General features: G+C 47.6%; 12 protein-coding genes. 6 read left to right on the top strand and 6 right to left on the bottom strand.

Annotation, left to right across the window (positions count from 1 at the left end; translation table 11 throughout):
• Window positions 1-19: 19 nt before the first annotated feature.
• From OCU49_RS18980 to typA, 5 genes are all read right to left on the bottom strand, one after another.
• Entirely contained in the window at window positions 20-913 is an 894-nt protein-coding gene (locus OCU49_RS18980) for an AEC family transporter (protein WP_261842119.1), read from the bottom strand.
• 32 nt (window positions 914-945) lie between these two features.
• Window positions 946-1383 (bottom strand): D-aminoacyl-tRNA deacylase, encoded by a 438-nt coding sequence (gene dtd, locus OCU49_RS18975; RefSeq protein ID WP_261842118.1) that lies wholly within the window; start codon window positions 1381-1383, stop codon window positions 946-948.
• A 248-nt stretch (window positions 1384-1631) separates the two neighbouring features.
• Window positions 1632-3110 (bottom strand): Na+/H+ antiporter NhaC, encoded by a 1479-nt coding sequence (gene nhaC / locus OCU49_RS18970; protein WP_261842117.1) that lies wholly within the window; start codon window positions 3108-3110, stop codon window positions 1632-1634.
• 317 nt (window positions 3111-3427) lie between these two features.
• Window positions 3428-4378: a prolyl aminopeptidase gene (gene pip, locus OCU49_RS18965; RefSeq protein ID WP_261842116.1), complete on the bottom strand. Its 951-nt coding sequence runs from the start codon at window positions 4376-4378 to the stop codon at window positions 3428-3430.
• Window positions 4379-4527: 149 nt separating this feature from the next.
• On the bottom strand, window positions 4528-6345 hold the full coding sequence (gene typA, locus OCU49_RS18960) for a translational GTPase TypA (RefSeq protein ID WP_261842115.1): 1818 nt from the start codon (window positions 6343-6345) through the stop codon (window positions 4528-4530).
• A gap of 645 nt (window positions 6346-6990) precedes the next feature.
• Between typA and glnA the strand changes: the two genes are divergently transcribed.
• From glnA to OCU49_RS18930, 6 genes are all read left to right on the top strand, one after another.
• The gene (glnA, locus tag OCU49_RS18955; protein ID WP_261842114.1) at window positions 6991-8394 is read left to right on the top strand and encodes a glutamate--ammonia ligase; all 1404 of its coding nucleotides are present in this window, start codon (window positions 6991-6993) and stop codon (window positions 8392-8394) included.
• A 310-nt stretch (window positions 8395-8704) separates the two neighbouring features.
• A complete protein-coding gene (gene glnL, locus OCU49_RS18950; RefSeq protein ID WP_261842113.1) occupies window positions 8705-9826 on the top strand; it encodes a nitrogen regulation protein NR(II) in 1122 nt (373 codons plus the stop codon).
• Complete coding sequence (gene ntrC / locus OCU49_RS18945) at window positions 9819-11240, top strand: nitrogen regulation protein NR(I) (protein ID WP_261842112.1); 1422 nt, start codon at window positions 9819-9821, stop codon at window positions 11238-11240. The genes glnL and ntrC overlap by 8 nt, the downstream gene beginning before the upstream one ends.
• A gap of 66 nt (window positions 11241-11306) precedes the next feature.
• Complete coding sequence (gene trmL / locus OCU49_RS18940; RefSeq protein ID WP_261842111.1) at window positions 11307-11771, top strand: tRNA (uridine(34)/cytosine(34)/5-carboxymethylaminomethyluridine(34)-2'-O)-methyltransferase TrmL; 465 nt, start codon at window positions 11307-11309, stop codon at window positions 11769-11771.
• A gap of 37 nt (window positions 11772-11808) precedes the next feature.
• The gene (locus OCU49_RS18935) at window positions 11809-12135 is read left to right on the top strand and encodes a hypothetical protein (RefSeq protein WP_261842110.1); all 327 of its coding nucleotides are present in this window, start codon (window positions 11809-11811) and stop codon (window positions 12133-12135) included.
• A gap of 94 nt (window positions 12136-12229) precedes the next feature.
• Window positions 12230-12691, top strand: coding sequence for a YehS family protein (locus OCU49_RS18930; protein ID WP_261842109.1), 462 nt, complete (start codon window positions 12230-12232; stop codon window positions 12689-12691).
• Window positions 12692-12801: 110 nt separating this feature from the next.
• Here the strand turns inward: OCU49_RS18930 and secB are convergent, their stop codons facing one another.
• Entirely contained in the window at window positions 12802-13287 is a 486-nt protein-coding gene (gene secB / locus OCU49_RS18925) for a protein-export chaperone SecB (RefSeq protein WP_261842108.1), read from the bottom strand.
• Window positions 13288-13303: the final 16 nt, after the last annotated feature.

Here is a 13303-nt window from a genome sequence, read left to right as displayed (position 1 = left end):
AACAACTGCAGTTTAGTGATTAGCGCAGTACGAAATATAAGGTAGCAGGAATGAAAAGTAGCGCGCCAATATTGCCGATCAGTACTATTGAAGCAACTTGGCGGGGCTCCTGATTAAACTGTTCAGCAACAATGTAATTAAGTACCGCAGGGGGTAATGCGCCGAAAAGCAGCAGGTAGGCATATTGCTCACTTTCAAGTTGTAGCAGTGGCTGTAGCAGCAGGGCAATAAAAATGCCGACAGCGGGGCAAAGTACGGCACCCAGTACGCCTATTCGCCAGGCGCTGAAGTCAACGTCGATGAGGCGTACGCCTAAAGTGAACAGTAATAGTGGGATTGAAATCTGTCCGAGCATGTCTAGTGCGGTTGCTATGCCTGCAGGCATAGTCAGTTCCAGACTGCTCCAGCTCAGCCCTGCAATAGTAGCTATGATGATGGGCATACGCAGCAGTTTTAATGGATTGGTGCGTGGGTCCATCATGTAAATGCCAAGGGTGAAATGCAATGTCATTTCGACAATGAATAACACCACCGCTGCGGGCAGCGCGTGTTCTCCAAAGGCCAATAAAATCAGCGGTAGTCCAAGGTTACCGCTGTTACTGAACATCATTGGTGGCAGGAAGGTTTTCGGTGCGATCTTAAATATCCGGCACAGAGGCCATAGTAATAATCCGGAACCGATAATGATGATGGCTGCGCCTAATGCCAGGGTTTTAAAGGCGGGCAAGTCGAAGGATTTTGCGGAGAGTACAAAGAACAGCAAGGCAGGAACGAAGATGTCCATGTTCAGCTGATTAGCCAGCCGCATATCAGGATTTTTCAGACGGCCGTAAAGGTAGCCGGACAGCACAATAGTAAACAATGGGAATACTGTGAGAAAAATCCGCTCTGCCAGTGCGTATGAGTCAGTCATGAGGGCTGTTATCCATATCGGCCATAGTGCATTTAGCTTTCCAGCATGAAAGTAACCGGGCCATCATTTACCAGGCTGACCTGCATGTCGGCACCAAACTGTCCCGTGCCTACCTGATGATGAAGTTCACGGGTTTGCTTAACGAAGTAATCGTAAAGTTCTTCACCCAGTTGCGGTGATGCTCCGGAAGAAAAGCCGGGTCGCATGCCTTTACGGGTATCGGCGACTAGCGTGAACTGAGAAACAACCAGCAGGCCACCTTCAGCCTGTTGTACATTAAGGTTCATCTTGCCGTCGCTGTCGGAGAATATCCGGTAGCCCAGTACTTTCTTCAGTAGCTTATCGGCATCAGCAGTCGTATCGGTTCTTTCCACGCCGAGTAACACCAGAATACCTGTACCAATTTCACTACGACGTTCGCCGTGAATATCTACTGCTGCAGATTTAACCCGTTGGATCAGTGCTTTCATGATGCGCCTTAAACGTGATGAAACAAAAGTTGTTACAAATAGACAGAGATATAGAAGCAAGGGCGCATGGTATTCACTTTGAGATAGTCTGGCCAGCAATTGGTCAGGCCGGAAGGAAAATATTATGGAGTTGTTGTCTGTCTTAGTTTCAGTTTTAGGCGATATAAAGAAACGCCGTCAGAAAGACGGCGTTGGCTAATAACTTATACAAAGCTGTGTATAAGTAAGACGGTTAGGATGTTGCTGACTTAGCTTGCCGTTTTAGCTTCTTGGAGGCTTAGTGCATCATGTTCTTCTGCATTAGCCTGAGCAATTTCCTGTTCTGATGCTTTTGGCGAGAAACGTCCTGTTGCTGCATAAAACAATCCGAACAGAGGCGACAGCCAGCAAGCAAACGCCAGTGGGATGTACAACAGATTCTCAAAGTTGCCGTCACCAATACCCAGACCTAAAGCGGTAATGACAAATGCACCACCTGCATTCCAGGGGACTAACGGTGATATCAGGGTGCCACCTTCTTCTACTGCGCGTGAAAGGTTCAGTTTTGAATAACCTGCTTTAGTGTATGCTGGCGCAAACATGCGACCAGGTAAAGCAATCGACAGGTATGGATCACCCGCAACAAGGTTGGTAGCAACAGCAGAACCCGTCGCAGAGGCTTGCAGACCGAAGAAGCTCTGAGTACGGCTTACCACAGCGTCTATCAGTGTTTCCAGGCAGCGGGTGCGTTCCAGTGCACCGCCGAAGCTGAGTGCAATCAGTACCAGTGTGATTACCCAGGTCATGGATGTAATGCCGCCACGGTTAAGCAGGCCGTCAATTTCAGCTATACCAGTATCGATTTTGTAGCCTGAATGCATGAAGTTGAAGATATCTTGCAGGGATATGCCCTGAACGGTTACCGCCAGAGCTGCGCCCAGTAACACACCTGCAAATAATGAGGGTAATGCTGGCATTTTTTTCAGTGCCAAACCAATAACTACCAGTGGCGGTAGTAACAGTAGCAGCGACAGGTTGAAGTTATCTTCAATGCCGCCAGTGATGCTCTGAATTTTAGAGAAGTCGACCTGCTGAGAGCCGATCAGGGTGTAGCCAACAGTTGCATAGATGGCAAACGCAATCAGCATAGCCGGAACGGTTGTCGGCATCATGTTACGAATATGATCGAACAGGTTTACCCCGGTAACCGCCGGTGCCAGATTGGTTGTATCTGATAATGGTGAGATCTTGTCGCCAAAAAATGCACCGGAAACAACAGCGCCAGCCGTCCAGTACATTGGTATATCAAAACCAGCACCTATACCCATCAGCGCCAGGCCGACAGTACCTGTTGTTCCCCATGAAGTACCCAGAGAAACCGAAACCACAGCGCAAAGTAGCATGCTGGCAGCAAGGAATATTTCAGGGCTGAGTATTTTCAGGCCGTAGTAAATCAATAGGGGGACTGTGCCGCTGGCAATCCAAATACCAACGATCATGCCAACAGTCATCAGAATGGCAATAGATGGTAGGCCAACGCGAACAACGTGCAGTGCGCCGTCTTCGATATCATCCCAACGGTAACCACGGCACCAGCCAATAAGGGCTGTAATTGCCAGGCCAATAGCTAAGGGGATGTGAGGGGTGAAGTCCCCAAAGTAGAAAAGTTGAATGCCTAAAATAGCCAGGGTCAACACTATTGGCAGTAGTGCCATAATGAGGCCAGGCTTAGCAATTTTATTATTCATATTATGCTCCAGCTTATATTTCAATCTGTGGCGGATCGTCAGGAACTGTGCAGTTTTAAACTTGACGGTCGGCCACAGATAAATACTAAAGTCTTTCTTTGGAGCAGTGGTGAATGCCCTGTAAAACATTGTAAACAGGATTTTTTTTGTCATTTACAAATGTGAAGGGAATGGTGAGGGAGTACTTTCTCTATGTAGCTTTAAAGATAAGGTCGCGAAGTAAGTGTTCAATGCTGGCAGATATGATCGGTCAGGTGTGAGCTGGCAGATCATAACTGCGACAAGCAAAGATGTACTGACATGTTATGGGTTATACGTCAGGCCAGTGACAGGGAAAATGCTTTAGTGGCTTTAATAAGATTATCAATGTTACCCGGTTCCATCAGGCTGTGTCCGGCATCCCGTACAATATGAAGTTCTGCCTGCGGTAGTGCCTGATAAAGTGCATAAGCTTGTTGCAGTGGACAGACCATGTCGTAGCGGCCATGCACGATGACTGTTGGAATCTCAGTGATACGCTCAGCCTGTTCAATGATCTGGTTGCTGCTGATAAAGCCTTCGTTAACGAAGTAATGTGCTTCAAGCCTTGCCATAGCTAAAGCTATGTAAGGATCAGAATAGTGATCAATAACGTTCGGTTTAGGGTCGAGTGTTGAGCAGCGACCTTCCCATACGGACAACGCTTTGGCTGCAGACATGCGGGCAATTTCATTATCTGACGTAAGCCGCTGGTAATAGGCGGTTAGCAGGTCAGCGTGCTCCGATTCAGGTATCTCGCGTATGTATTCTTGCCAGTAATCAGGGAATACTGCGCTGGCTCCCTGTTGATATAGCCATTGAATGTCTTCCCGGCGGCAAAGAAATACGCCACGCAGGATCAGTCCGCAAACTCGCTCAGGATAACGCTGCGCGTAAAGCAGGCTAAGTGTGGCGCCCCACGAGCCGCCGAATAGTAAAAACTGATCAATATTTAAGTGTTCGCGAATCTGCTCGATATCTTCGATGAGATGATCTGTGGTGTTGTTATTCAGTTCCGCATGTGGGGTCGAGCGGCCACAACCACGCTGGTCAAATAACACAATGCGGTAACGTTCAGGGTCGAAAAAGCATCTGTGCTGGGGGCTGGTTCCGCCGCCGGGGCCACCATGTACAAACAATACCGGTATACCCTGCGGATTACCGCTTTCTTCGACGTACAAGCTGTGTTGTGTATCGACGTCCAGCGTGTGTAATTTATAGGGATTTATGTCCGGATAAAGTGTATGCATTGGGCTACCTTGCTTATCGATTTAAGTGCTGATGCGGCTTAAAAGAAATTGAATAAATGCAAGGAGGAGTATAGCCCGGACAGCGAGTGCTGTCCGGGCCGGAAGCGGTTTTTAGAGGCTAAAAACCGGCTTACAGAGGTGTGGCTGAATTACTTCGCGCCGCGGGATGCCCGCTTACGCTCGTTTTCAGTCAGCATTTTCTTACGCAGACGGATGAAGTTAGGTGTTACTTCAACCAGCTCGTCGTCTTCGATGAAGTCCAGTGCCTGTTCCAGTGTGAAGTGGATAGGTGGTGTAAGCTGGATGTTTTCATCAGTACCGGAAGCACGTACGTTGGTCAGCTGCTTACCTTTAATCGGGTTAACGGCCAGGTCGTTGTTACGGCTGTGAATACCCAGCAACATACCTTCGTAAACGTCGATGTTAGGCACAACACATAAGCGACCACGGCTCTGCAGGTTCCACAATGAGTAAGCCAGAACTTTACCGGATACCATGGAAACCAGAACACCGTTGTTACGGCTAACAACTTCACCGTCTTTTACCGGACCGTAGTGGTCGAAGACAGAAGTCATGATGCCGCTACCGGATGTCATTGTCATGAACATTGAGCGGAAACCGATCAGGCCACGGGAAGGCATCATAAAGGTCAGACGTACACGACCCTTACCGTCAACTTCCATATTAGTCATGTCAGCTTTACGTTTGCCTAGCTCTTCGATGATGCTGCCCTGATGCTGATCTTCAACATCGATCATAACAACTTCGAAAGGCTCCTGAACCTGGCCATCGATTTCTTTCTGGATAACTTCCGGACGGGAAACACCCAGCTCGTAACCTTCACGACGCATAGATTCGATCAGTACTGACAGGTGTAATTCACCACGGCCAGAGACTTTGAATTTCTCAGGAGAGTCGCCTGGCTCAACACGTAAAGCTACGTTATGAATCAGTTCGCGTTCCAGACGATCTTTGATGTTACGGCTTGTAACGTACTTACCGTCCTGACCTGCGAAAGGTGAATCGTTCACCTGGAAGGTCATAGATACAGTAGGTTCATCAACAGATAGTGCAGGCAGTGCCTCAACCTGTGCAGGATCACACAAGGTGTCAGAGATGTTCAGTACTTCGATGCCTGTTACACAGATGATGTCGCCAGCACGTGCAGTTTCAACTTCAACCCGTTCCAGACCAAGGTAACCCATGATCTTCTGAACTTTACCGCCACGGATCTTACCTTCGGTATCGATCACTTTAACTGGCTGGTTAACTTTAACTGTACCGCGGGTTACACGGCCTACACCGATAACACCTACGTAGCTGTTGTAGTCCAGTGCAGAAATCTGCATCTGGAAAGGACCGTCAGTATCAACTTTAGGTGGCTCAACATGTTCTACAATCGCTTCGAACAGTGGCGTCATGTCTTCAGACAGAGCGTCCGGCTCAGTACCGGCAATGCCGTTCAGCGCAGATGCATAGATAACAGGGAAGTCCAGTTGCTCATCGGTGGCACCCAGGCTGTCGAACAGATCAAATACCTGATCGATTACCCAATCAGGGCGTGAGCCGGGACGGTCAACCTTGTTAACAACTACGATAGGGCGCAGACCCTGATCGAAAGCTTTCTGGGTTACGAAGCGGGTTTGTGGCATTGGACCATCAACCGCATCAACCAGCAGACATACGCAATCAACCATAGAAAGTACACGTTCAACTTCACCACCAAAATCAGCGTGGCCCGGTGTATCTACGATGTTGATGTGGTAATCATTCCATTCAATGGCGGTGTTCTTCGCCAGAATGGTAATACCACGCTCTTTCTCCTGATCATTGGAGTCCATGATACGCTCAGTGCCTTCATCACGACGACCCAAAGTGCCGGACTGCGAGAGCATTTTGTCGACCAGGGTGGTTTTACCATGGTCAACGTGCGCAATGATTGCGATGTTTCTTAGTTTTTCAATCACGTCTGAGAACCTGTGCAGACAAAATAAATTAGGCGCGCATTATACATGAATGTGGGTAAAGCTGTGTGTTTCTTATGCATGTTTTGAAAAAATCACCAAAATGCCATATTAAATCGCTGATTTAGCAGTAAGAAATATAGGGTCCGGCTGTAAAACTGCAGTAATATTGTGCGGCGAAAATATTTGATATGGATACCGCGTCTATTCGGTGCCCTATTATGGGGCGATATTGGTTTTTATGCTCTATTTTGGTGCGAAAAAGTTTAGCTGTTGTCGTAGCAAGTGCCAGTATGTTGCTTCGCCGCACTGTCTTATAGCATTTGACTTTATATAGATGTGCCGAGTAAAGGCTGTAAAAAAGTTGCGCAAAGTCAGGTGCTTATTGGGACTGGTAATGCTTTTGTGGGTGTCTTAGGTTGTATTTTGAGCCCTTTCAGAAGTTTTTTTAGTGATGATAAATAGGTTATTTAAAAGTTGGCACAAGCCTTGCTTTTAGACTTGCCCATAACGGTAGTAGCGGCAAAGGTGCCGGTAAGCCTTATACGTTTGACCAGTGCCCTAGCAAACACATTTTATCCTGCGGTTATTGCTTATATGTAGTAACGGTATGAAACAGACAAATTTAAACCAGTGGAGATGACGATAATGTCAGAGACTATTAAGCTGATTAAAGAAAACAGCGTACGTTGGGTAGACCTGCGTTTTACTGATACACATGGTAAAGAGCAGCACGTTACTATTCCTGCCAGCGAAGCAGATGAAGATTTCTTTGAAGAAGGTCAGATGTTCGACGGTTCTTCTATCGGCGGTTGGAAAGGTATTAACGAGTCTGACATGATTCTGATGCCAGATGACAGCGCATCTGTAATGGATCCGTTCTCTGAAGATTCTACAGTTATCGTACGTTGTAATATCGTTGAGCCTTCTACTGGCCAGGGTTATGACCGTGATCCACGTTCTGTTGCTAAGCGTGCAGAAGCTTACCTGATCTCTACCGGTATTGCTGACACAGCATTGTTTGGTCCTGAGCCTGAGTTCTTCGTATTTGACGAAGTTAAATGGCACGCAGATATCAGCGGTTGTGGTTACAGCATCAACTCTCAGGAAGCTGCATGGTCTTCCAGCCACAGCATCGAAGGCGGTAACACTGGGCACCGTCCACGTGTTAAAGGCGGTTACTTCCCAGTACCACCAGTTGATTCTCTGCATGATTTGCGTGGCGCTATGTGTGACGCAATGGAAGCAATGGGTCTGGTTATCGAAGTACACCACCACGAAGTAGCAACTGCTGGTCAGTGTGAAATCGGTGTAGGTCCGAACACCCTTACTAACAAAGCTGATGAAGTTCAGATCCTGAAGTATTGCGTACACAACGTTGCTCACGCATATGGCAAGACTGCTACTTTCATGCCTAAGCCATTAGTTGGTGATAACGGTTCTGGTATGCACGTTCACATGTCTCTGAACAAAGATGGCGTTAACCTGTTCCACGGTGATGCTTACGCTGGTCTGAGTGAAATGGCGCTGTATTACATCGGCGGTATTATCAAGCACGCTAAAGCGCTAAACGCTTTGACTAACTCTTCTACTAATGCCTATAAGCGTCTGGTACCAGGTTTCGAAGCACCGGTAATGCTGGCTTACTCTGCCCGTAACCGTTCTGCTTCTATCCGTATTCCTTATGTAACTAATCCTAAGGCATACCGTGTTGAAACCCGTTTCCCTGATCCATCTGCTAACCCATACCTGTGCTTCGCAGCACTGATGATGGCAGGTCTGGACGGCATTCAGAACAAGATTCACCCTGGCGATGCTGCTGATAAGGATCTATATGATCTGCCAGCGGAAGAAGCGGCTGAGATCCCAACAGTTGCAGCGTCTTTTGAAGAAGCGCTGAGCTGCCTGGATCAGGATCGTGACTTCCTGACAGCTGGTGGTGTATTCACTGATGGCATGATCGATGCTTTCATCGCGCTGAAGCGTGAAGAGTGTGAGAAAGTCAGCATGACTACACACCCTGTAGAATTCGATCTGTACTACTCTGTTTAATAACAGATAGCAGATTAAGAAAACCTCCTTCGGGAGGTTTTTTTTTGCCTGTGGAACTACATCAGACACCAATTTGATATATGTAAATGATGTAATATATGCGAAGTGCACTATTTTGGTGCAAAATGTATAAGTGATTTAATTATTTAGGCTGGTTCGGTTTTTGCAGAGTAAATAATAAGAGTTGAGAGAATCAGCGACAATTTTGTCGGTGTCTTTTTATAACTGGATTAGATCAGCACGCAGAGGCTGGCGATTATGTCTTCAAGGCATGAGACCAAACTTCGGAAGGGTATTGGCAGGCAATTATATGGCCACAAAACTTTATAAACAGTTACTGGATAATCTGACCACGGCAGTGATGTTGATCGATGATCGCTTTTCACTGGTGTATATGAATCCAGCTGCAGAGATGTTGTTGGAAGCGAGTGAGCGCCGCCTGTTTCATGTGCCGGTAAGGAACTGGTTGATGCTCGCGGATGAAGATTGGCAATTGCTGGGCGAAGCGCTAGAAGATCAGCGGCCTTTTACTAAGCGGGAGGCGAAGGTCCGCAGTCTGTCTGGTCATCAGTTCACTGTGGATTACAGTGTTAATCCGATGGTTCAGCAAGGTGAGAAGTTGCTGTTAGTGGAGTTACATCCCAGGGACCGCTGGTTACGTATATCCAGAGAAGAAGAGTTGCTCAGTCAACATGAGACATCGATTAATCTGGTGCGTGGTCTTGCTCATGAGATTAAGAATCCTCTGGGAGGTTTGCGGGGAGCGGCTCAGTTGTTACAGCGGGAGCTGAAAGATCCTGGCTTGCATGATTATACCCAGGTCATTATCAGTGAGGCAGACAGGCTGCGGGATCTGGTTGATCGTCTGCTTGGGCCTTATCGTCGCCCTCAGCTATCAGCTGTGAATATCCATGTTGTACTTGAGCATGTTGCCAGCTTACTCGAAGCTGAAACCGGTGGAGAGATTGGGCTGGTGCGTGATTATGATCCGAGCTTGCCTGAGTTTGCCGGAGATCAGTCTCAGTTGATTCAGGCGGTGCTGAATATTGTTCGCAACAGTATGCAGGCTTTACAGGAAAGCGCTACTGAGCAGCCGGCGATTAAGCTCTGCACCAGAGTGGTGCGAAATATAACCCTGGGCAGCGAAACCCATCGATTACTGTGCAGTGTCGAAATTGTTGATAACGGGCCGGGCGTTCCAAAAGAACTGCTTAGTAAGATTTTTTATCCGATGGTTAGCGGCCGGGCGTCAGGAACGGGCCTTGGGCTGGCTATTGCTCAAACGATTCTGGCTCAGCATGGTGGCCTGATCGAATGTAAAACTGTGCCGGGCGAAACCCGCTTTCAGTTACTGATACCTCTGGAAAGCCTGCCAGATAATTTGCCTTCAGGTATGCAACCGCAACTGAATAAGGAGATCCGCCGTGACTAATTATGCGAATGTTTGGGTGGTGGATGATGATCAGTCTATTCGCTGGGTATTGGAACGAGCACTGGCAAGTGATGCCGTCAAGGTGACAAGTTTTGATAGCGGTGATGCCGTATTGCAGCGCCTTGAGACGGGTAGTCAGCGGCCAGAAGTAGTACTGAGTGATATTCGGATGCCGGGTATTGATGGTTTTACGCTGCTGGATAAGTTGCACAGTCAGTATCCTGATTTACCAATCATTATAATGACTGCGCATTCTGATCTCGACAGCGCAGTGGCTTCTTATAAAGGCGGTGCTTTTGAGTATTTGCCTAAGCCTTTTGACATTGATGAGGCAACAGCGATTGTTATGCGGGCGGTTGAACATGCCCATGAACAACAGTCACTGGTGGAAGTTCAGCCTGAGCCAAGTACTGAAATTATCGGTGAGGCGCCTGCGATGCAGGAGGTTTTCCGGGCGATAGGGCGCTTATCTCAGTCGAATATTACTGTGCTGATTAATGGTGAATCAGGAACGGGTAAAGAGCTTGTTGCCCAGGCTTTACATCAGCATAGTCCCCGTGCGGCGGCGCCTTTTATACCGCTGAATATGGCGGCAATACCTAAAGACCTGATGGAGTCAGAGCTGTTTGGGCATGAGAAAGGTGCCTTTACCGGCGCTGCCAGTCGGCGTCCGGGGCGCTTTGAGCAGGCAGATGGTGGCACCTTATTTCTTGATGAGATTGGTGACATGCCGGCGGATACTCAAACTCGTTTGCTGCGGGTGTTGGCTGAAGGTGAGTTTTACCGGGTTGGCGGACACACTTCGGTTAAAGTAGATGTACGTATTATTGCTGCGACCCATCAGGATCTGGAAAAACTGGTGACCGACGGGCGCTTTCGGGAAGATTTGTTTCATCGTTTGAATGTCATCCGTATTCATATTCCGAAGCTGGCGCAGCGTCAGGAAGATATTCCGAAACTTGCGGACCACTTTTTACAAAGTTCTGCCAGGGAGTTGGCTGTTGAACCTAAAGTGCTGAATCCGCTAACTGCTGAGTTTCTGGCGGGGCTAAGTTGGCCGGGTAATGTGCGACAGCTTGAAAATACCTGTCGCTGGCTAACAGTTATGGCATCAGGGCGGGAAATTCTGGTGGCAGATTTGCCGCCTGAGCTGATGGAACAGTCAGGCGATGTCGCGACTACAGCTGATACAGGCATGAACTGGCAAGTTGGTCTGCAGCGTTGGGTAGAAGCGGAGTTGGGCAAAGGCCATTCGGATGTATTGTCGACTGCAGTGCCGGACTTTGAAAAAGTCATGATTCGTGTTGCTTTGGCGCATACCGGTGGTCGGCGCAAAGATGCAGCTGAGTTGCTGGGCTGGGGGAGAAATACCCTGACACGGAAGATTAAAGAATTGGCAATGAGTAATGTCTGAGCTGTAATCACTGGGCGGTCCGGCTATAATTGCCGCCCAGTGTTTTTTTGATCATCAGGACTTTTTATGTTGCACGTAGTGCTTTTTCAGCCGGAAATTCCACCGAATACCGGTAATATTATTCGCTTGTGTGCTAATACAGGATTTCAGTTGCACTTAATTGAGCCACTGGGGTTTGATTTTGATGATAAAAAACTGCGCCGTGCAGGGTTGGATTATCATGAGTTTGCGGAAGTGAAGCGTTATGCAAGCCTGGATGATTGTGTTGCTCAGCTGCAGCCGGGTAAGGTCTGGGCGCTAACCACTAAAGGCACGACTAATTATAGTGATGCTGATTTCAGTGCCGGAGATATTTTACTCTTTGGGCGGGAAACAAAAGGGTTGCCTGACGAAGTGCGTGATGCGTTGCCGGCAGAGCAAAAATTACGTTTACCGATGAAAGGTGACAGTCGCAGCCTTAATTTATCTAATACCGTTGCGGTTGTTGTGTATGATGCCTGGCGTAAGCTGGGGTTTGGCGGTCAGGTTTAATCGTTGCGTTTTAGTATAACTGGCAAGGATATTCAGCATGGCACAATCTAAAGTATGGTTGCTCACTGAATTGGCGCAGGTGGAGTATTCTCTGGACAGAAGCCAGTGTTGGTTGAAAGCCTGCGGGCATCAGAAGGAGACGCTGATGTTTACCGGATCTCAGAGTCAGATGATTAACATTCGTGCGTTACAGAATCAGCAGCTGCCCATAGCTGTTATGGTTGATAACTATGTCGCACTGCACACGCAGTTTCAAATTCCGCCTTCAGCAATGCTGGGTATTTTGCCGGTACCTGCTGCAGGTCTGCAGTCTTTGATAGAAACAGGTCAGGCAGATGCCTGGTTAGCTAAGCAGGCAAGCTAAGCAAAGTAGCTAAGCAGGCAAGCTAAACAACGCATCTGATTATTTCTCGTGGTGATCACGCCACGCTTTACAGTATTTATAAACGGAATCAGTCATGACTAATAATGATGTTTTACGCCGTGTTCGCTACATTTTTAATATCGATGATAATGGCATGATTGGTGTGTTTGCGGCAGCAGATGTATCAGTGAGTCGCAGCCAGGTGAGTGATTGGTTAAAGAAAGATGACGATGCTGATTTTCAGCTGTGTGAAGATTCATTGCTAGCCACTTTTTTAAACGGTTTTATCAATGAAAAACGTGGTAAACGAGAAGGGCCGCAGGTCGCTCCGGAATCAAGCCTGTCGCATAACATTGTATTCATGAAGTTGAAGATTGCTTTAAATCTGCAAGCTGAAGATGTGCTGGAGATTTTGGCGATGGGTGGCTCTGATATCAGTAAGCATGAGTTAAGTGCTTTTTTCCGGAAACCGGGTCATAAGCATTATCGGGAATGTAAAACGCAGATTTTAAGAAACTTTTTAAAAGGTCTGCAGCTTAAGTACAGGCCTGAATAAAAGGCGTTGAAAAGCCTGAAAAGGCGGCGAAAAGCTAAGCGCACAAAAAAGGTCGGCTGTTTTAACAGTCGACCTTTTTTAGTATTTAGTCAGAAATAGACAGAAGATACTTAGTGCTGTGCTTCCTGAGCGGCTTCCGCTTCAGCCATGCGCTGCTGCATTTGCTGAGCGTATAGTGCGTCGAAGTTAACCGGCGCCAGCATTACTGCAGGGAAGCTGCCTTTGTTAACCATGCTGTCAACTGCTTCACGTGCATATGGGAACAGAATGTTCGGGCAGAATGCGCCCAGAGTGTGATGCAGTTCCTGCTCTTCCAGACCGGAAACAGTGAAGATACCTGCTTGCTGGATTTCTGACAGGAATGCTGTTTCTTCAGCGTTCTTGGCAGTAACTGTCAGAGTTAGAATAACTTCGTAAACGCCTTCTTCCAGCTTATTGGTAGAAGTATTCATATCCAGATTAATTTCTGGCTGCCACTGCTTAGTGAATACTGCTGGTGAATTTGGTGCTTCGAAAGAAGAATCTTTTGTATAAATGCGCTGGATAGCAAACTGTGGAGCTGCCTGTTCTTGTTGCGCTTGTTCGTTCTCAGCCATGCTTAAATCCTTAATG

It is taken from the genome of Aliamphritea ceti, assembly GCF_024347215.1.
Lineage (GTDB): Bacteria > Pseudomonadota > Gammaproteobacteria > Pseudomonadales > Balneatricaceae > Amphritea > Amphritea ceti.
The sequence above is the reverse complement of the archived record's forward strand: the minus strand, read 5'-3'. Positions and strand labels throughout refer to the sequence as shown.

Bases quoted from the DNA above. Each gene is read 5' to 3' on its own strand.
- OCU49_RS18935 (WP_261842110.1), top strand. From the start codon at position 11,809: ATGGCACAATCTAAAGTATGGTTGCTCACTGAATTGGCGCAGGTGGAG.
- secB (WP_261842108.1), bottom strand. From the start codon at position 13,287: ATGGCTGAGAACGAACAAGCGCAACAAGAACAGGCAGCTCCACAGTTT.
- dtd (WP_261842118.1), bottom strand. From the start codon at position 1,383: ATGAAAGCACTGATCCAACGGGTTAAATCTGCAGCAGTAGATATTCAC.
- glnA (WP_261842114.1), top strand. From the start codon at position 6,991: ATGTCAGAGACTATTAAGCTGATTAAAGAAAACAGCGTACGTTGGGTA.
- pip (WP_261842116.1), bottom strand. From the start codon at position 4,378: ATGCATACACTTTATCCGGACATAAATCCCTATAAATTACACACGCTG.
- glnL (WP_261842113.1), top strand. From the start codon at position 8,705: ATGGCCACAAAACTTTATAAACAGTTACTGGATAATCTGACCACGGCA.
- nhaC (WP_261842117.1), bottom strand. From the start codon at position 3,110: ATGAATAATAAAATTGCTAAGCCTGGCCTCATTATGGCACTACTGCCA.
- OCU49_RS18930 (WP_261842109.1), top strand. From the start codon at position 12,230: ATGACTAATAATGATGTTTTACGCCGTGTTCGCTACATTTTTAATATC.
- trmL (WP_261842111.1), top strand. From the start codon at position 11,307: ATGTTGCACGTAGTGCTTTTTCAGCCGGAAATTCCACCGAATACCGGT.
- OCU49_RS18980 (WP_261842119.1), bottom strand. From the start codon at position 913: ATGACTGACTCATACGCACTGGCAGAGCGGATTTTTCTCACAGTATTC.